At 63.5% G+C, this 18,565-nt stretch carries 16 protein-coding genes; 8 read left to right on the forward strand and 8 right to left on the reverse strand.

Annotated features, from left to right (window positions below; translation table 11 throughout):
* Positions 1 to 45: 45 nt before the first annotated feature.
* Positions 46 to 2,409, forward strand: a complete 2,364-nt coding sequence (locus tag ACZYTC_RS16530; protein WP_488990101.1) for a TRAP transporter permease — start codon at positions 46 to 48, stop codon at positions 2,407 to 2,409.
* 33 nt (positions 2,410 to 2,442) lie between these two features.
* On the opposite strand, the gene ACZYTC_RS16535 is transcribed toward ACZYTC_RS16530, so the two are convergent.
* From ACZYTC_RS16535 to ACZYTC_RS16545, 3 genes are all read right to left on the reverse strand, one after another.
* Positions 2,443 to 3,375 (reverse strand): ATP-grasp domain-containing protein, encoded by a 933-nt coding sequence (locus ACZYTC_RS16535; RefSeq protein WP_488990102.1) that lies wholly within the window; start codon positions 3,373 to 3,375, stop codon positions 2,443 to 2,445.
* A gap of 10 nt (positions 3,376 to 3,385) precedes the next feature.
* Positions 3,386 to 4,501, reverse strand: a complete 1,116-nt coding sequence (locus ACZYTC_RS16540) for a glycosyltransferase family 2 protein (RefSeq protein WP_488990103.1) — start codon at positions 4,499 to 4,501, stop codon at positions 3,386 to 3,388.
* Positions 4,502 to 4,628: 127 nt separating this feature from the next.
* Complete coding sequence (locus ACZYTC_RS16545; RefSeq protein WP_488990104.1) at positions 4,629 to 4,805, reverse strand: hypothetical protein; 177 nt, start codon at positions 4,803 to 4,805, stop codon at positions 4,629 to 4,631.
* Positions 4,806 to 5,197: 392 nt separating this feature from the next.
* Between ACZYTC_RS16545 and ACZYTC_RS16550 the strand changes: the two genes are divergently transcribed.
* On the forward strand, positions 5,198 to 5,911 hold the full coding sequence (locus tag ACZYTC_RS16550) for an outer membrane protein (protein WP_434959394.1): 714 nt from the start codon (positions 5,198 to 5,200) through the stop codon (positions 5,909 to 5,911).
* A 104-nt stretch (positions 5,912 to 6,015) separates the two neighbouring features.
* Positions 6,016 to 6,969 carry a GDP-L-fucose synthase family protein gene (locus ACZYTC_RS16555; protein ID WP_488990105.1) on the forward strand — a complete coding sequence of 318 codons (954 nt, stop codon included), beginning with the start codon at positions 6,016 to 6,018 and terminating at the stop codon, positions 6,967 to 6,969.
* 18 nt (positions 6,970 to 6,987) lie between these two features.
* Here the strand turns inward: ACZYTC_RS16555 and gmd are convergent, their stop codons facing one another.
* Positions 6,988 to 8,046 carry a GDP-mannose 4,6-dehydratase gene (gmd, locus tag ACZYTC_RS16560; RefSeq protein WP_488990350.1) on the reverse strand — a complete coding sequence of 353 codons (1,059 nt, stop codon included), beginning with the start codon at positions 8,044 to 8,046 and terminating at the stop codon, positions 6,988 to 6,990.
* A 184-nt stretch (positions 8,047 to 8,230) separates the two neighbouring features.
* Between gmd and ACZYTC_RS16565 the strand changes: the two genes are divergently transcribed.
* The gene (locus ACZYTC_RS16565; RefSeq protein ID WP_488990106.1) at positions 8,231 to 8,872 is read left to right on the forward strand and encodes a YceH family protein; all 642 of its coding nucleotides are present in this window, start codon (positions 8,231 to 8,233) and stop codon (positions 8,870 to 8,872) included.
* Between the two features lie 33 nt (positions 8,873 to 8,905).
* On the opposite strand, the gene ACZYTC_RS16570 is transcribed toward ACZYTC_RS16565, so the two are convergent.
* Positions 8,906 to 9,238, reverse strand: coding sequence for a hypothetical protein (locus tag ACZYTC_RS16570; RefSeq protein WP_434959391.1), 333 nt, complete (start codon positions 9,236 to 9,238; stop codon positions 8,906 to 8,908).
* Positions 9,239 to 9,330: 92 nt separating this feature from the next.
* Positions 9,331 to 10,074: an XRE family transcriptional regulator gene (locus tag ACZYTC_RS16575; RefSeq protein WP_434959390.1), complete on the reverse strand. Its 744-nt coding sequence runs from the start codon at positions 10,072 to 10,074 to the stop codon at positions 9,331 to 9,333.
* Between the two features lie 512 nt (positions 10,075 to 10,586).
* Here ACZYTC_RS16575 and ACZYTC_RS16580 point away from each other — a divergent pair.
* From ACZYTC_RS16580 to ACZYTC_RS16590, 3 genes are all read left to right on the forward strand, one after another.
* A complete protein-coding gene (locus tag ACZYTC_RS16580; protein WP_441773407.1) occupies positions 10,587 to 10,991 on the forward strand; it encodes a hypothetical protein in 405 nt (134 codons plus the stop codon).
* Positions 10,992 to 11,119: 128 nt separating this feature from the next.
* Positions 11,120 to 11,626, forward strand: coding sequence for a hypothetical protein (locus ACZYTC_RS16585; RefSeq protein ID WP_434959387.1), 507 nt, complete (start codon positions 11,120 to 11,122; stop codon positions 11,624 to 11,626).
* 428 nt (positions 11,627 to 12,054) lie between these two features.
* On the forward strand, positions 12,055 to 14,391 hold the full coding sequence (locus ACZYTC_RS16590; RefSeq protein WP_488990107.1) for a D-Ala-D-Ala carboxypeptidase family metallohydrolase: 2,337 nt from the start codon (positions 12,055 to 12,057) through the stop codon (positions 14,389 to 14,391).
* 53 nt (positions 14,392 to 14,444) lie between these two features.
* Here ACZYTC_RS16590 and ACZYTC_RS16595 read toward each other — a convergent pair whose 3' ends face one another.
* Entirely contained in the window at positions 14,445 to 15,035 is a 591-nt protein-coding gene (locus ACZYTC_RS16595; RefSeq protein ID WP_488990108.1) for a hypothetical protein, read from the reverse strand.
* A complete protein-coding gene (locus ACZYTC_RS16600) occupies positions 15,022 to 17,253 on the reverse strand; it encodes a hypothetical protein (RefSeq protein ID WP_488990109.1) in 2,232 nt (743 codons plus the stop codon). The genes ACZYTC_RS16595 and ACZYTC_RS16600 overlap by 14 nt, the downstream gene beginning before the upstream one ends.
* Here ACZYTC_RS16600 and ACZYTC_RS16605 point away from each other — a divergent pair.
* The gene (locus ACZYTC_RS16605; protein ID WP_488990110.1) at positions 17,237 to 18,559 is read left to right on the forward strand and encodes a hypothetical protein; all 1,323 of its coding nucleotides are present in this window, start codon (positions 17,237 to 17,239) and stop codon (positions 18,557 to 18,559) included. The genes ACZYTC_RS16600 and ACZYTC_RS16605 overlap by 17 nt on opposite strands.
* The last annotated feature ends 6 nt before the right edge of the window (positions 18,560 to 18,565 follow it).

Consider the following 18,565-nt stretch of genomic DNA (forward strand, 5'->3'; position numbering starts at 1 on the left):
GGAGCGGGGTTCACCGGCATTGCGCCCCATCACAAAGCAACCAGCATGCGTGAAACCGAAACCAGGGTCGAGCTGACCGAAGAGGAATTCGAGAGGCTCGCTTCCGACAATGAGGGCGGCCCGGCCGCGCATCTTTCCGGCTGGCTCGGGCGGGTGACCGGCCTTTCGCTCTTCGGCCTTTCTGCCTATGTGCTCTATTGGACGCAGTTCGCCGTTAACACCACGATCTACCGGGTCAGCTTCCTGGCCATCGTGCTGGCGCTGGTCTTCGCCCTCTTCCCTTTGGTGCGCGACCGCGCGCCGCGGGCCGCCTCGATCGAAGAATGGCTGGCCGGGCTTCTCGGCGCCCTCGCCTGCATCGCTTTGGCGCTACAGAGCGGCATCTTCGCCCGCAGCCTGCCGGCAGCGCTGCAGCTCGTTGTCGTGGGTCTCAGCTTTGCCCTGATGCCGCTGGCAACGCGCAGCCGGCTCTTGATCACCACCCGCGTGCTCGACTGGATCCTGGTCGCTCTCTGCGTCGGCACGGCGCTGGTGCTGTGCCTGACCATCGAGGACTACAAGGCCCGACCCACGCGCCCGACGCCGGAAGAACTGGTGCTCGGCGGCGCGCTGATCCTCCTGGTACTGGAGGCAACCCGCCGCACCGTCGGCTGGATCCTGCCGGCGATCGCCATCATCTTCCTGATCTATTGCTATTTCGGGCCATCGATACCCGAGCCCTTCGACCATCGCGGCTTCTCCCTGCAGCGCATCATCGGCCAGAACGCCTTGACGCTGGAAGGCTTGTTCTCGACGCCGCTCGACGTCGCCGCCACCTTCATCATCCTGTTCACCATCTATGGCGCGGTGCTGGAGCGTGGCGGCGCCGGCAAGTTCTTCATCGATTGGGCCTTCGCCCTGTTCGGCAAGAAGCCATCGCCCTCAGCGCCCGGCCGTGCCGTGGTGACCTCGGGCTTCCTGCTCGGCACCGTCTCGGGCTCGGGTGTCGCCACCACCGTGACCATCGCCTCTCTTGCCTGGCCGATGCTGCGCCGCTCGGGCTATACGCCCAACGTCGCCGGCGGCATGCTCTCGGCAGCCGGAATCGGCGCCACCCTGTCGCCGCCCACGCTGGGGGCGGCCGCCTTCATCATCGCCGAATATCTCAATGTCGATTATCTCGACATCCTGATCTACGCCACCATTCCGACCCTGCTCTATTACCTCTCCTGCTGGCTGATGACGGAGGCGGATGCCCGTCGCCTCAAGGTCACGCCGGTGAAGACATCCGACGCCTCGTTGTGGCAATTGACCCGCAGCGAGGGCTATCACTTCCTCTCCCTGGGTGCGATCGCCGTCTTTCTCATTCTCGGCTTCACCTCCTTCCTGGCGGTGTTCTGGTCGATCGCCATCGCCTTCGGCCTGTCAATGATCCGCGCGCATTCCCGCCTGGTGACGCCGCGCGCCTTCGCAATCGGTGTGGTCGCCGTCCTCGCCGCCTATGGCTTCGGCAAATCCGGCCTGCCGGCGCAGATCGGCTTGGTCAATCTCTTCGACGGGCGCATCTCGGTCTGCGTGTTCTGGGGCATGGCTGCAGCGGTGCTCGCCTCCGCGCTGGAAGCCTGGCTGGCCCTGCGCGCCGGGCGCACACCGACCCCGGCCTCGACGCGGATGATCGAGGCCTTGATCGACGGTTCGCGCTCGGTGCTCGGCATCGCCTCGATCTGCGCCTGTGCCGGCATCATCGTCTCCGTGGTCAACCTCACGGGTCTGGGCCTCACCATCTCCTCGATCATCGTCACGCTCGGTGGCGGCGAGCGGGTGGTGGTGATCATCCTCGCGGCCATCGCCATGTGGATCCTCGGCACCGCCGTGCCGGTTACGGCGAGCTACATCATCGCAGCGGTGATGCTGGTGCCGGCACTGACCGGCGTCGGTGTCCCGGAACCGGCCGCCCACATGTTCCTGTTCTATTACGCGGTGCTGGCGGACGTCTCGCCGCCTACGGCGCTGGCGCCCTTTGCCGCCGCCGCGATCACCGGCGGAACGCCCTTCCGCACCATGATCCAGGCTTGGAAATACACGCTGCCTGCCTTCCTGGTGCCCTTCATGTTCTGCCTGACGCCGGACGGCCTGCGCCTGCTCATGCTTACCCCCAGCGGCGGCTGGCCTTCCGATCTCGGCGAATGGCTGCAGGTGCTGCTGACCACCGCGACCTCCTGCCTCGCCCTCGTCGGCCTCGCCATAGGCGCGACAGGCTATGCCCTGCGCCATGCCAAGGCACTCGAACGCATCTTGGCCACCATTGGCGGTGCTCTGCTGCTTGCCGCCGACGCCTTGGCCGATCTCGGCGGAACCGCCTTCCTCGGCGTGGCTCTCCTGCTGCACTGGCTGCGCGTGCGTCCCACACTCGGCGAGAAGGAAGCGTAGACGGGGCAAATACCCCTCGAAGAATTCCTCCGCCTACTCCGCCTCGGCCCGCGTGCGCTCCACCAGCAGGCGGGCACAGGTGCGGAAGGCATCGAATTCGGCGGTGAGACTCTCAACACCAAGGCGCTCGCGATAGCGGTCCGCCAGCTTGCTGGAAAACATCCAGGTGCCACCGCCCGGATTGACCTCGATGATATAGAGTTCGCCCGTCTGCGCCCGCAGGATGTCGCAGGCCTGCAGAGCCACTTCCGGCATGGCCCGGTAGGCCTCGGCAGCCAGGGCCAGGATGTCGGGCTCATGGGTGGCATAAACGAAAACATCGGGCGGCGCCGGCATGAAGTCGGCAACCTCATAGGTCTCTTTGGTAAGATCGAGCGCCAACGGTCTGGTGGATTCGCGCCCGAAGGTAAAGATGGTCTCGCCGAACAGAGTCAGCACACGGCAGGTCATGGCATGGCCGCAATCGACGAATTTCTGCGCGATCATCGGCCCCTGGCGGCCAGGATGGCCAGAGGGATAGTCTCCAGGCTGCCTGTAGCGAATTTTATCGCTGTGCTGGAGCTCGACGCCCTGGCCCCAGGAGGCGAAGGGGTAGGACGGCTTGACCACCGCCAAGGGACCGTAAATCTCGGGCGAGAGCACCGTATCGGGGCCGATCTCCTCGAAGGGCGGCACCGGCACGCCGGCCGCAGCCAGCCGCTGCACTTCGACCAGTTTCGACATCGGCTGGCCCTGATAAATCCTGCCGCGATCCGGCTTGAAGCGCTGCAGTCGAATCGGCGAAAAGATCAGGGCAGGACGCGACGCCGCTTTCTTGCGCGTATAGGAGGAAGGGGCGTCGTTGGAAGCGATGAACACCTCGATATCGGGCGCTATTTCCTCAACGAAGCCCTTGATGGCTTCGAAATCAGCCACGCTCTGCCAGCCTTCGCTATGCACCAATACGAGATTGCGGCTCGGTTCCATCCGAAGGCTCTCACACGTTCACTGGCGAGCCGCCGCCAAAGGCTGCGGCCTTGACGCGATAGGCCAGCACCTCGGGAGCAAGGCGCGATGCATCCGCAAAATATTTGCCGGCTTCGGAATGCCGCTGCAGATCAAGGCAGGCGAGCGCCGCCAACTCACAGGCCTTGTCGGTAAACAGCGCACGATCGAAGGCGAGCCAGCCATCGGGCAACCTGTCCGGGTCGATATCGCGCAGGAAATGAGCGACCTCAAGCGCCTGCTCGGCCCGACCAGCCGCCAGGAGTGCGCGGCCCCTGAGAAAATGCAGGGCATAGTCGTCCGGTTGGCGCGCCAGCGCGGATGCAATCAGGTCAAGCGGATCGCGTCCGTGCTGCAGTTCGGTCCGCGCCAGGAATTGATAGAGCAGGCTCGCGGTGGCGCTGCTATTGTCGTCATCCTGCCCTTCGGCCCGCGCGAGGCCTTGCCAGGCGGCATTCTCAGCCTCTTCCAGCCGGCCGAGCCCGGCATAGGTCTCCGCCAGATGATGCCAATAGAACAGCCGGTCGGGATCAAGCGGCAAGGCCTGCTCCAGCAAAGCCAGATTGCGCGGATGCTTGTGGGAGATGTCGCCGTCATAGCCCAGATGATCGATCTCGACATCCGTCTGCACCACCGGCCACCCTTCCTGCCGGCTCACCGCCTTGATGGCGGGTACCATGGTCTCATGAATCATGCCGGCAAAGCGGATGCGCGGATCGGCCCGGAACAAGCGCCATTCGCGATAGCGGGTGAAATTGGTCTTGGGCTGGAAGCGCACGAAGCCGGCGACGGCCTCGGGATCGATATAGTCAGCGAGGCGGCCGCCCCGCGGCAGGCCCAGGCGCTCATCGGCATCGATATAGAGCACCCAGTCGGTGCGGACCTGATCGAGGCCGAAATTGCGCGGACCGGCGAAGTCCCCTCGCCAGGCCTGGTGCAACAGCCGCACACCGGCGCTTTCGGCGATCTCGATCGTGCCGTCGGTTGAGCCGGTATCGACGATGACGATCTCGTCGACCTTTTCAGCCAGCGTTTCCAGGCAGCCCGGCAGAAAACGCGCTTCGTTCTTCACGATCATCGCCGCGGATGTGGTGATCGCGCTATGCATCTTGATAAGCCGATTGCTTTGGACAAAACAAAGCCTCCGATACGACAGACCGTGTCGCCGGAGGCTCCTAATAGACAATGCAGTAGAGACGGGTGGGTCACACCGCTCCTGCGAAACCTTGATACGATCAGGTATTGCCCATCATCGACAAGGCATTGTCGGTCGACATTTCCTTGACGGACATCGACAGCACCTTGGGAGCCTCGTAGGGCGCACGGGCGGCGAGGACGCCAGCCTTCTTGACGGAGGCCGTCGGAGCCGAGTTCGCGGCATTGAGCTTCATAGCGGTGGCAGTGGCGGCCATCTTAAACCTCGTCGTTTCTTGCAGCAGGCGGTATGCCATTTTGGAAACCGATGGATTCACGTGTAGGTAGAAGATCGGGAGCTGTCAATCGAGGAGAGGGCAGCGGCGACGACGGCCCACCGCTTCCTCCGGGGAACTGTCACGGAAACGCATTCCGTGCCCATATTTCTATGACTGGCCAGGGCTTTTTCCAGTGCATGAGAGGTATGATTCGGTATCGGTACTCAAATACTGTTACCGATCTGCCACATCCCATGGCGAAAATATGGCTGGCGACCGTAATGCCGGGCAATTCCTTTGACTTGGAATCGCGGTTCTCCCATAGCTTCGCATATAGGAATGTTTCGGTGCCGAATAGAGTCGCGGGGCCGGGTTAAGAGCGAGGGGCGTTGATGTTTAAGGCAGTTTTCGTACCGACCGTAATGGCCGTGGCCCTGTTTGCGGGTGCAGCCAGCGCTGCCGATCTCGCGCCCCAGGCCGTCGAGCCCGTGGCTCCCGTCTACACCCCCTATAATTGGTCCGGCCCTTATATCGGTGTTCACGCCGGTTATGGCTGGGGCCGCGAGGACGACAACCAGAGCCGTCTGTTCTCCGAGAACGGGCCAATTCCCCAAGCTGCTGACAAGTTCAACATGAACGGCTTCGTCGGCGGCGCGCATGCAGGCTACAACTACCAGATCGACCAGTTCGTGATAGGCGGTGAAGCCGACATCGACTACGCCAATCTCAAGGGCAACCATCGTTACAGCTATTCGGGCGGAGGCGTTACCGGGCGCCTGCAGATGAAGAGCGAGTGGCAGGGTTCGCTGCGCCTGCGCGCGGGCTACGCCTTCGATAATCTGCTGGTCTATGCCACCGGTGGCCTTGCCTTCGCCAATGGCAAGCTGTCGGACCGGGGAGTGAACGGTGCGTCGAGCGACGACAACACCCATATCGGCTGGACCGTGGGTCTGGGCGCCGAATATGCCTTCACGCAGAACTGGATCGGCCGCGCCGAGGTGCGTTACTCCGACTTCCAGAAAAAGGGCTACGACACGCCCAACGGCAGGGTCAAGGCTGGCTGGAACCAGACCACGGCAACGCTCGGCGTCAGCTACAAGTTTTGATCTAATCGACCAGAATTCGACGAGAACCCGGCCATGTGCCGGGTTTTTGTTTTGGCGGGCCTGCTATAGAGGGGTAGCGGGAACCGAACCGAGGTGAAATCCCCATGATGTCGCTGCACGGCAAACGGGTCTGGGTCGCCGGCCATCGCGGCATGGTCGGGGCCGCGTTGATGCGGCGGCTGCAGGGCGAGGGCTGCACCCTGCTGACGGCGAGCAAGGACGAGCTCGACCTCCGGCGTCAGGCCGTGACCGAGGCCTGGATCGAGCGCATGCGCCCTGAGGTCATCTTCCTCGCCGCCGCCAAGGTCGGCGGCATCCTTGCCAATGCCAGCCTTCCGGCTGATTTCCTCTATGACAATCTCGCCATCGAGACCAATGTCGTGCATGCGGCCGCGCGGGCCGGCGTGGCCAAGCTCGTCCTGCTCGGCTCAAGCTGCATCTACCCGCGGGAGGCTGCCCAGCCGATTGGCGAGGACCAGTTGCTGTCGGGCCCGCTCGAACCGACCAATGAATGGTATGCGATCGCCAAGATCGCCGGTCTCAAGCTGGTCCAGGCCTATCGGCGCCAGCATGGCTGCGACTTCATCGCCGCCATGCCCTGCAATCTCTATGGCCCGCACGACAATTTCGACCTGGCGTCGAGCCATGTCCTCGCCGCCTTCATCCGGCGGGTGCACGAGGCCAGACTGCGCGAGGCGCCCTCCATCGAGATCTGGGGCAGTGGCACCCCTCGGCGCGAATTCCTGCATGTCGACGACTGCGCCGACGCTTTGGTGCACCTCGCCACGAACTATTCCGACGAAAGGCCGATCAATATCGGGACCGGACGGGACATCACCATTCTGGAGCTTTTGGAAACGGTAAAGCGCGTCGTCGGCTATACCGGCGCCACCACGCATGACCGCAGCAAGCCAGACGGCACGCCGTGCAAGCTGATGGACTCTTCACGAATTGCCGCATTGGGCTGGCGCCCACGCATCGGGCTCGAGGAAGGTATCGCCGAAACCTATGCCTGGTATCTTACCCAGGAGGACAGGCTCAAACCTGCGCGGCCCTAGCCTTCTCGATCTCCGCCTTCATCCCGCCACATTGTTGCCGCGCGCATCTTCGAGATCGGCAGCCATCATCTCCGCCACCAGCGCCTCGAAAGTGGTATAATGTTGCCACCCAAGTACGCTCTGTGCCTTGGCTGCATTGCCGATGAGGCAATCGACCTCGGTGGGCCGGAAATAGCGCGGATCGATGGCGACGAGTTCACGCCCGCTGGCACGGTCGAGCCCCCTCGTCTGCGCCCCCTCGCCGACCCAATCGAGCGAACGGCCGACATGGGCAAAGGCCAGTTCGACGAAAGCGCGCACCGAATGGGCGCAGCCCGTCGCCAGCACATAATCATCGGGCTGATCCTGCTGCAGCATGCGCCACATGCCTTCCACATAGTCGCGGGCATGGCCCCAGTCGCGGCGGGCTTCGAGATTGCCGAGATAGAGCCTGTCCTGCCGGCCTGCCTCGATCGCCGCCACCGCCCGGGTGATCTTGCGACTGACGAAAGTCTCGCCGCGCTGCGGGCTTTCATGGTTGAACAGGATGCCATTCGAGGCGTGCATGCCATAGGCCTCGCGGTGGTTCACCGTGGTCCAATGGGCATAGAGCTTGGCGATGGCATAGGGGCTGCGCGGATTGAACGGCGAGCTTTCGTCCTGCGGCTGGTCGCTCTGGCCGCCATAGAGTTCGGAAGTGGAAGCCTGGTAGAAGCGGCAATGCTTTTCCAGCTTGAGGGTGCGGATGGCCTGCAGCAGGCGCAGCGCCCCGACGGCATCGATGTCGGCGGTATATTCGGGCATGTCGAAGCTGACACGCACATGGCTCTGCGCCGCCAGATTGTAGATCTCGTCAGGCTCAACGGCATCGACGACACGGATGAGGCTCTGCCCATCCTGCATGTCGGCATAATGGATATGCAGGCGGCGCCCCTCGACATGCGGGTCCTGGTAGATCGCGTCGAGCCGCGCTGTGTTGAAGGAGGAGGACGGCCTCTTGATGCCGTGCACCTGATAACCCTTCGTCAGCAGCAGCCTGGCGAGGTAATAGCCGTCCTGGCCCGTCATGCCCGTGATGAGTGCCGTCTTGCCGTTCATGCCGCCCTCCCCTGCCGGCCTTGCACCCGTCGCAGAGGCAGCCATTTCACACATCCGGTATGGATCAGAGCGCTTTCCCCTGCAAGCCGCGAGGGCAGGAATGGTTGCCGCCCAGTTGAGTTATGGCCGGCAAGCGGGTAGCACTCGAAGCTGAACACCTTCGCGCAAACAGGCTGCTTTTTGCATGTCCCAGGAACCGCCCTTTCTCAACGCCATGGCAGCCCGCATCTTCGGCTGCCTGATCGAAAAGCAGCTGCTGACGCCGGATGCCTATCCGCTGACGCTGAACGCGCTGCAGGCCGCGGCCAACCAGAAAACGTCGCGCGAGCCGGTGATGGCCCTGGAGGCGGGGGAGATCGGCCACACGCTCGCAACGCTGGAACAGCAGGGACTGGTGCGCCGCGCCTTCGGCTCACGCGTGGAGCGCTATGAACATCTCGCCGGCCAGCGCTTCAACCTGACCAAGCAGCAATCGGCCCTGCTGGCGGTGATGCTGCTGCGCGGGCCGCAGACCCTGAACGAGTTGCAGAGCCGAACCGACCGCATGGCGAGCTTCGGCTCGGTCGACGACCTCAAACAGGAGCTCGATCTGCTCGCCAGCGCCCGCCCGCCTCTGGTCAAGGAGATCGGTCGTGCGCCCGGCCAACGCGAGGACCGCTTCGCCCATCTGCTTTCGGGCGATGTCGAGGCCTCCATGATCGCCAGCCCAGCCCCTCGCGCCGCCGCGCCATCCTCTTCGGCCCTGACCGAACTCGAAGAGCGCGTGCGCATGCTGGAAGAGCAGGTTGCCGACCTCAAAGCCAGGCTCGACGCGGTGGGCGCCTGAACGGGAGGGGATGGATCAAGGGGAAGGCGCGCATCACGCCGCCTCCCGGCGATCACGGGCGCGATCATAGGCGCTGGGCTTTTGCCGCCAGTACCCTTCCACGGCCTCGGCGATCAATGCGCCATAAACGGCATCGACGATGAGGGCGTTGCAGATTTCGTCAAACCAGGGATCGTCCTCTCTCAGTGTGACGAAAGAGGCCTTGCGCTCCTGGCGGTTCCAGACATTGAGCTTCAGGCTGTCGAAACGCATCGCGGTGCGGGAAAGGCCGAAGCCGATGTGAGCGGCGCCATCGAGAGGTCCGGCCAGCAGGCCGCCGATCCGGACGAGATGAAGCTCCTCGAAGGCCAGGGTATAGTCGGACATGGCTGACAGCTCCCATCACGGGCAAGACCCGCAGTGCATGGGAGAAATGTTCCCAATATGGGTACATTTTGTCAACCCATAATGGGGCTAAATCAGAAAAAATGCCAGCCGGCGACGACCTTGCCGACGATCTGCAGCTCGTCCTCGCTGCGGGCGATCTGGACGTGGCCGCCATTGTCGCTGATCACCCGAATGGCGTTGTCGCCGAGGATCTTGGAAGTTTCGATACGCTTGGCCTGGATGTCGCCCCAGCGATCGCGGATGGCATAGATTCCATCGGGCGAGGGAATGCGATGGCGGGTATCGATGATCAGCGGCGTTCCCGGCGCGATGGTTGGGCGCATGGAATCGCCCTTGGCCTCGATGATCAGAAGTTCCCCGGGCTTGGCACCGATGCCGCGTAGGAACCAGGGCGGGAACACCCAGGCATCGGGCTTGACGGCATCGCGCGTCTCGAACTTGTCGCCGTCGCGGTAATAGGCATGCGCCACCTGCCCACCTCCGCCCATGCCGGCGCGGGCGTCCACCTCGACGATGCCATTGCTGGGAATGCGCGGCGGCGCATCGGGGTCCAGTGCTTCGGGCGCCTCCGGTTCGAAGAAGCCGTCGGGCTGGTGCTCGTCGGGATCGAAGGAGGCGAGATGCAGGCGGTTCGACATCAGGTCGCCGGGATCGACCTTCAGCGCCGCGGCGGCCCGCACGATCCATATGTCCGACAGGCGCCGCTCGCCCCGCTCCAGCTTCACGAGCTGGGACCTGGTTGTACCCATTGCCTGGGCCAGCGCTTGCTGCGACAGGCCCTTGGCGTTGCGCAAGGTTTTGAGATTGTTCCCCATACGGGTACAATGCCTTAGAAACCAAACCTTGGCTAGAATTATTTTTGGGAACATGCCTCTTGCTTAATGAACCCATAATGGGTACATTAGGGTTATAGCCATTGCACGTTCCCTCGCGGACCAATCGCCCCCGAGCCCTTCGCATCGGGAGCCGATGTCTCCCGCCAGGCCGTGCGGAAAAACAAACCAGGCAAGTATTTTGCGCGCGCCGCGCCGCCTCCGGAAGTCCGGAGGCAGTGCGCGGCACCGTGACGCCCGACGGCCTGACGACAGGAAGAAGGAGGCAGCCTCATGCAGCAGCCGGACGACCCGGGCTTCGCCCGCCACGACGTCGCAGGGGACGGATAGCCCGGCCCCAACCACGACGGCGGCACCCGCCTCCTCGGCCTCGCTTTGTGTGCCCTCTCCGGCGCCTTCCTCGCAGCAATCGTCAGCCTCGTCACCGCCTGGCTGCGATGAGCGCTCCCCTTTTCAGCCCCTTTTCCTCGCAGCCCCTTTCATCGGAGACCGACATGGCGATGCCGAACAGCAAGCCCCGGCACTATCGTGCGGCGGACCAGCTCGAAACCGCGCGCGCCCTGCGCGCCAAGGGTGCCAATCTGCGCCAGATCGCCCGGGCCCTCGGCCGCAGCCATCGCGCCGTAACAGCTCTCCTGGCCCAGCTCGGCCCATCCCCAAACCAGGTCGAAGGCGACGAGAGCGAGGAAACGGGCGAGCAGGATCGCCAGGCGCAAGCGCTTCGCCGGGCCACGCTGCAGCATCTCAACGATATCCGGCGCGAACACGGCTTCGACAAGCGCTGGGAAAGCTACGCCCTGCGGCCGGAGACGGCGCTGCCTCTCGATAGCTGGCGCTTCCTCGACTTCTCTCCCATCGGTTCGCCCGCCGAGATGTGTGCCGGTCAGCTCGAACACTAAAAACTGGAAACGGGTTCAAAGTGCCCCGCCCAATCATAAGCCGGCTCGGTAATTCCACTCCAGAGCGCCTGGCTTGCACCGCTATCTGCACCCTTTTCCTTTCTCCCCTAGCCAGGAGGTCGCCCGAAATGCGCCCCTCTCCTTTCTTGAAGATCCGCCAACGCGAACCTTCGGGCCGGCTCCAGCGCGAGAGCGTCGCCGAAATCACCGCCACGGCCACAAGGAACCGTATTCGCATGGGCGTCCGGCCCGGGGACGCGCGCAGCCAGCTCGCCGGCTCTGTGTTCGGGCGCCTCAGCCTGCAGCAGGAAATCAATGCCCGGCAATATGAGGCGGGCTGCCGCTTCGGCGTCGCCGTCATCCGCTACGCCAAGGTCATGGGCTTTGCCTCACCCAACCCACGCTCGCTCGACATGCTGATGCTGGGTAGTGGCAGCCACGGCGAGGAGGCTGGCGATGCCGAAGCGATCGCCAAGGCGCGCCGGCGCTACGAGGACATGTTCACCGCTCTCAACGACGCCCCCGACGGCAAACGCTATCTCAGGGCTCTCAAGACCTGCATCCTGCAGGACCAGCACGTCGACCTCGGCGATCTGCGCTGCGGATTGAATATTCTTTGCCGACTATGGGGTTGACGCCGCCCAGCCGATATGGCAAATTAAGACCCTGAGAAAAAGCGCCCGACCGAAAGGTTCGGGCGCTTTTTTTTGTGCCCTGCGCACGCCTTCGCGGCTGCCTTTGTCATTGCCGGGCATGACAAAAATTGGTGTCTCGCTTGTCTCCGCACAACGGCAGAGCGCCACACCACGCGACATCCCGCTGCGCCGAAGCCGACGCGCCCAATACCGCAACACTGTGACCGACTGACCCGCGGCCCCGCCGGAGGCTGACGGCCCCCCTCCCGGCACGCCGATCACGGCGACATGCGAGCCTGTCGCGAGACCCATTCCGCTTCCGGCGCATGCAATGGTTCCGGGGGGCGCAGCTGTAAGCCCCCCATTCCTCATCCTTGAACATTCCCCCCGCCTCCGGCGGGGGATTTCTTTTGCCCGATGGATCCCCCATGCCCCGTTTTCCCGACTATCGCGCCGAGATCGGCCTCAACCCCGGCTCCACGCCGCAGGTGCGCACCGGCGCCGAGGCGATCGGCCAAGGCCTGCAGGCCCTCGGCAGCGGCCTCACCGCCGCTGGCGAGGGTCTTGCGGCCTACCAGGCCAAGGCCGCGCGCGAGAACGCCTTCGACGACGAAGCCCGCTTCGCCCAGCGCAACCGGGAACGCCAGGCCGAATTCGAGGCGGCGACCCGGAACATGCCTCCGGGCGGCGGCGGCTTTGCCGCTCGCTATCTGCAAGCCACTCAGAAAGGCGACAGCGCGCTGATCGCGAAAATTTCGCCGGGCAATCGCCCCGCCTTCGCCGCCCGGCTCTCCGCCCAGCGCGACCTCGAAGCCGAGAAGGCCGCCATCTACGAGCAGCAATACCGCGCCGGCTACGAGGCCCAGGAAATCGAGGGCTCGCGTGCCGAGGCCGAACAGGCCATCTCCCGCAATCCTGCCGCGCACCCCGATGAGCAGCGCCGCTATTTCGAGCAGATCGACCGGTCCGGCCTGCCCCTGGCGCAAAAGAGCGCGCTCAAGCAAACGGGCCGGCAGGGCTTCGCCGCCACGGCCTGGAATGCCCGCTATGGGGAGGATCCCGAAGCCGGCGCCGCCGCCTTCGGCCGCGGCCCGGTGCCGACGGGGCGATTCCAGACCCGGCTGGTCAGCGGCGCCGGGACGGACATCGACGGACTCAGCCCCGCCACGAAGGCCCTGCTCGACGGCATGGTGGCGGCCGGCGTCGTCCCCGAGCTCAAGGTCAAGTCGGGCCGGCGCGACCAGGCCGTCAATGCCGCCGCGGGCGGTGCCAGGGGCTCGCAGCATCTTGCCGGCAATGCGCTCGACATCGACATTGCCGGCAAGTCGGACGCTGAGAAGGCTGCCATCCTGGCGGCCGCCGTCGCCAGCGGCGCCCGCGGCATCGGCCTTTATGCCGGCGGCAGGTCCCTGCATGTCGATACCCGTCAGGCGCCCACCGTGTGGGGGCTCGATGCGGCCGACGCCTATCGCGGCCTGAAGAAGCCGGACGGCACGCCCGATATCGAGGCCACGCTCGCCAAGGCCCCGGCCTGGGCCAGGCCGACACTGCAGAGGCTTTATGGCGAACCGGCGGCCACCCTGCCGCTTCCCGCCTTCGGCGAGACCCCGGTCGCCGCTTCGCCCGGCGCCCTCGATTATTTCGGTCTGGTGCGCCAGCACGAAAGCGGCGGCAACGACCAGGCGGCAAGCCGGGGCCCGGACGGGCAGACCGTCGCCGTGGGCCGCTATCAGTTCACCGCCGGAACCTGGGAGGCGCTGGCGCAAAAACATCCCGGCCTCGAGCTTTCCGCCGATGGCCGCAGCGATCCCCGCCAGCAGGAAAAGGCGATGCGCGCCCTGACGGCCGACAACCAGGCCGCTCTTGCCAAGGCCGGGCTGCCGATCACCGGCGCCAACACCTATATGGCGCATTTCCTCGGCGCCGCCGGCGCGGTGAAATTCCTGCAGGCCTTGCAGGAACACCCAGAGCAATCGGCCGCCGAGCTATTCCCGGCGGCGGCGGCCAGCAACAAGGGCGTGTTCTACGACCACGACAGCGGCGGCGCCCGCTCGCTCGCCGAGGTCTATCGGCGCCAGACCGCGATGTTCGGCGCCGATGCCGGCCAGCCCATCTATTCCGCCGGCCCCGGCTATGCCGACGCCCCGGCCGATCCCGCCTTTGCCGACATCCCGCCACGGGACCAGGACCGGCTGCTCAACCAGGCTTCCGCCCGCGGACGCGAGGGCGAATCCCTGTCGCGCGGCGCCCTCGAATCCGGGGTACGGGATGCCACGCGGGACTTGACCACCATCGGCCGCCATGACGGCCCGCTGCCCGGCATCGCCGATTTCACCAAGGCCTATGGCCCGCAGGCGGGCGCGCGGCATTATGCCGATTTCCAGAGCGTCGTCAGCCTTGGCGCCGATATCGATGCCATCAAGGCAATGACGCCGGCCGAGCAGAGTGCCTGGCTCGCCCGCTTCACCCCGCAGGGCGATCGCCCCGATCTGGATGGCGCGCGGCATCGCTACGCCAGGGCCCGGCACGCCATCGCCCTCAATCTCGCCTTCCGATCGAAGGACCCCAATGCCTATGTGCGGGCGCTCAATCCCCGGATCGACCGGCTCTGGACCGAGGCAGGCAATTCGCCCGAGCGGTTGAAGGCGGCCCTGTTGCTGGCGGCCGCCGCCGGGAAGAGATCGGCGGCCGATCGGTCGGGATCTTCCTGTAGCGCCTGCAGGAACTTCACCGCGCCGGCAGCGCCGAGAAAATGCGCCATATAGGTGTTGGCGCCCGGCTTTCCTAGTAGTATTTACACAGTAAAGCTCTCAATTTCTTAGATTTCGTGAAAAGTGAATAAGCCAGGTGTCGAATTTAGTTGCTCAGGCTTTATGATGCACATGCCAGGAGAAAAGATTGGACATTGAATTTTCCAGCCGATAATTAGGCTGCGGCCCTTTTCGTTTGTGATCCGGAGTCCTCTCTCATTTCGGCGCGCTCCACGCCGACCAGTTTCGTGAGCTTGAATGGTTTCGAGCTTAACTACGTGTGTCCCTAGAAAATCTGCAAAATAAGCTTCAGAATAGACCGGATCATCGGCTTTTATGACTGTAAAGGGTCTATCAGTATACAGATCTCGCGAAATAATCTCAACTGAAGGAGCTTCTGGTAGGTGGGCGACAGCGAGTGAGCGATGGTCACGCCCTCGATTGGCAAATGCAAGAGTGCCGAAATCTTCAAATAAAACGTATATTCTAGATGGACAGAACGAAAATTGACATTCTTCTTCCGATTTTATTTCAGTTGAGTATTCGCTTTGAGAGGAATTTCGGTGTACCGAAAGAATTTCTTCAATTTTCTTGTCAGCAATTCTCTTTAGTTTTGTAGTGCTTTCTGAGATAAATTTATAGATTTCATCGTGATTCATTGATGTTTTTCCTGGCCATGTCTATTAAATCGTCTATATGCTCCTCGTTTGATTTTTCTAGAGTGTTCGAATTTTCAATTCCCATTGGGTCGTTAATAAAAACTCTCCCATCGCGCCTCACCATGAATTGCAGGTCATCAACGTCAATTTTTGCTGCTTTTAAGCTTTTTCGGATGAATTCGAGGTCTTTAATGCTGTCCCCATTTAGGAATTTGGCCGCTCCAGGGTTGGTTATTTTTCCTGCCCATTGTGCCATATTTTTTGAAGATTCTCCATCAATGTAATCTAAAACAATAGCGGGTTTTCCGTTGACATTTGTGAATCCGTAATTTTTAATTACTGGAATTCCGAGTTTTGATAATCTATTCAGGCTATCAATTTCGTTTAAAATTTCCTTAAGTAGTGTGTTGTAGCTAAGGCGTTCATATCTTATACCGATGATTTTTGTTCTGTCCTGGCCATAAAAGTATATTTTTTTCTCAGATCCTCTATTTATATAAGGGCCAATGTCATTTTTATTCAATGATGGTGGTATTGTCGTAGGATTATTGTTCGAATTCAGTTTTGAATTGATGGTTTTTAAATCTGAATTACTGAATTTCTTTTGGTAATTCTCCTTAGCTAATACAAGAGCCTGAGTTTCGGTCAAGCCGGCCTTCACGGCGGCGTCATAGTCGGCCTTGTCGTAGGGCTCGTTCTGTCCCGTGGCCGGTGCGGGCTGAGCTGCATAAGCTGGCGGCGCCTTGCCGTCGGAACCGCTGGCGGTGAAGGGGTGGCCGCGCTGCGAACGAGCAACTTCCCGAGCCGTGGCGTGGGCAAGGTTGCGGTCGCCAGTGCTGCGGAGGATCGCATCATAGGTGACCACATCATAGGGATCGTCTTCGGTCCAAGTCGGACGTGGGAACTCATGCTCTTTGGTCGGCGAGGCATTGGGGATGCCTGGTGTACCGATTGGGATCGGATCCGATTGCGGCGCATCGCCCTCCCATAAAGGTTTGGGCGGCGTCCCCCACCCCCCTCCGGGCAACGGGTCTTTTTGGCCGATTGCCTGCTGAGCCCAGTTGGTCAGTCGTCCACGTGGGCGTATGGCTGTGATCGTGACCGTGCCATCTGCTTCTTTGTCAGGTGCAAACGCGATATCGTAGCTGAGGCCGTCCCAGCTGGTCGCCGTGTAGTAGGGCTGCGGATCTCCCTGACGTTCGGCACGCATGAGCTGGAACCGCGCATCCTGTATCGCGGAGTTCACATTGCCGATTTCGATGGAGAGGGAGCGCTCCTTGAATTCCGCCGGAAGATCGGGAGCAAAATCCTTCTGGCCGTCCAGGAAGAGGCGCGTTATCGCAGGCGGTACAAGAACCTTGCCGAGCGGATCGACCGAGACGTGATAGCTTTTGCGAATTGAGGTATCGGGATAGTTCTCGGAGCCCCCCTCGGGCTGAGGCCATATGCCGTTGCTGATCTCACTGCCAATCAGGCCCGGGAGCCCTGCTCCCAGCCCCTTGCCGATATTGGACTTCCCTCCCGGGAGTGGAGCTGGCATTCGGCTTGCGCCATCGCTCTGGGTCGCACCAGGAAAGGCCGGATTGTTCTCGGTGTTCTGGAAGGCGAACTGTGTGCCGGCGCCGGCCATGGGTGCCCGCATGAACATCCCCGGCGCCCAGCCATCCCCTTGCAGGCTGGCAAGATCCCGGTCGGTCTGCGCGATGGCGGCGGGGCGGTCGCCGCCATTGATGCGCATGGCGTCCTCGATCATGCGGGCTCGAACGGTTTCGGCGCGGCTGGTGCGCTCGTCGCCGGCAAGGCTGGAGCCGAGGGCCTGGGCGGCGGCGGGGCCGAGATCGATGGCGGGGCCGGAGAGGGAGCGCATCGGGGCTGGGCCGGCGGGGGCGTTGGCTGCGGCGGCCGGGCCGCCCGTCGTCTTGCCTCCGGCGTCGGGGCTGCCGAGCGCGGCCGTGGCGAAGCGTTCTGCCAAAGGCGCGTCGCCCCTGGCATAGGCGATGGCGGCATATTCCAGCATCGGCGGCAGGCCCGCCGATACCATCTGGCCGAAGATCGCCCGCTGCGCTCCGGGATCGGCGCCGGCGACGATCGCGGCACGCAAGGGCGCCAGCCGCTGCGCCATCGGCTTGCCGGTGTCGCCGAAGGCGGCGAGCGCCTGTTCGACCATCGCCTTGGGTATGAGGCGGCGCTCTTGCACCGGCATGCCCAGCCTGTCCATGGCGGCATTGGTGGCCGACAAGGGCGTCTTCTACGACCACGACAGCGGCGGCGCCCGCTCGCTCACCGAGGTCTATCGCCGCCAGACCGCAATGTTCGGCGCCGATGCCGGCCAGCCCGTCTATTCCGCCGGCCCCGGCTATGCCGACGCCCCGGTCGATCCCGCCTTTGCCGACATCTCGCCGCGCGACCAGGAGCGGCTGCTCGATCAGGCGACGACCCGCAGACGCGAGGGCGAATCCCTGTCGCGCGGCGCCCTCGAATCCGGGGTGCGGGAGGCCACGCGGGGTTTGACCACCATCGGCCGCCATGACGCCCCGCTGCCCGGCATCGCGGACTTCACCAAAGCCTATGGCCCGCAGGCGGGCGCGCGGCGCCATGCCGACTTCCAGCGCGTCGTCAGCCTCGACGCCGGCGGCAAGACGACGGGCGGCCCGACAGATGCCTCCTTCGCCAGCCCGGCCGCCGCAGCCAACGCCCCCGCCGGCCCGGCCCCGATGCGCTCCCTCTCCGGCCCCGCCATCGATCTCGGCCCCGCCGCCGCCCAGGCCCTCGGCTCGGGCCTTACCGGCGACGAGCGGAGCAACCGCGCCGAAACCGTTCGGACCCGCATGATCGAGGACGCCATGCGCAGCAATGGCGGCGACCGCCCCGCCGCCGTCGCCCAGACCGACCGGGATCTTGCCAGCCTGCAAGGGGATGGCTGGACGCCGGGGATGTTCATGCGGGCACCCATGGCCGGCGCCGGCACGCAGTTCGCCTTCCAGAACACGACGAACAATCCGGCCTTTCCTGGTGCGACCAAGAACGATGGCGCAAGCCGGATACCGGGTCCACTCCCGGGAGGGAAGTCCAATATCGGCAAGGGGCTCGGCGCCGGGCTCCCGGGCATGATTGGCAGTGAGATCAGCAACGGCATCTGGCCTCAGCCCGAAGAAGGCTCCGGAAACTATCCCGATACCTCAATTCGCAAAAGCTACCATGTCTCGGTCGATCCGCTCGGCAAGGTCTTCGTACCGCCCGCGATAACGCGCCTCTTCCTCAATGGCCTGAAGGATTTTGCCCCCGATCTTCCGGCGGAGTTCAGGGAGCGTTCCGTCTCCATCGAGATCGGCAATGTGAACTCCGCGATACAGGACGCCCGGTTCCAGCTCATGCGTGCCGAACGTCAGGGAGATCCGCAGCCCTATTACACAGCGACCAGTTGGGACGGCCTCAGCTACGACATCGCGTTTGCGCCGACCAGAGAAGCGGACGGCACGGTCACAGTCACGGCCATACGCCCACGCGGGAGGTTGACCAACTAGGCTCAG

Source organism: Labrys sp. F242 (assembly GCF_057813875.1).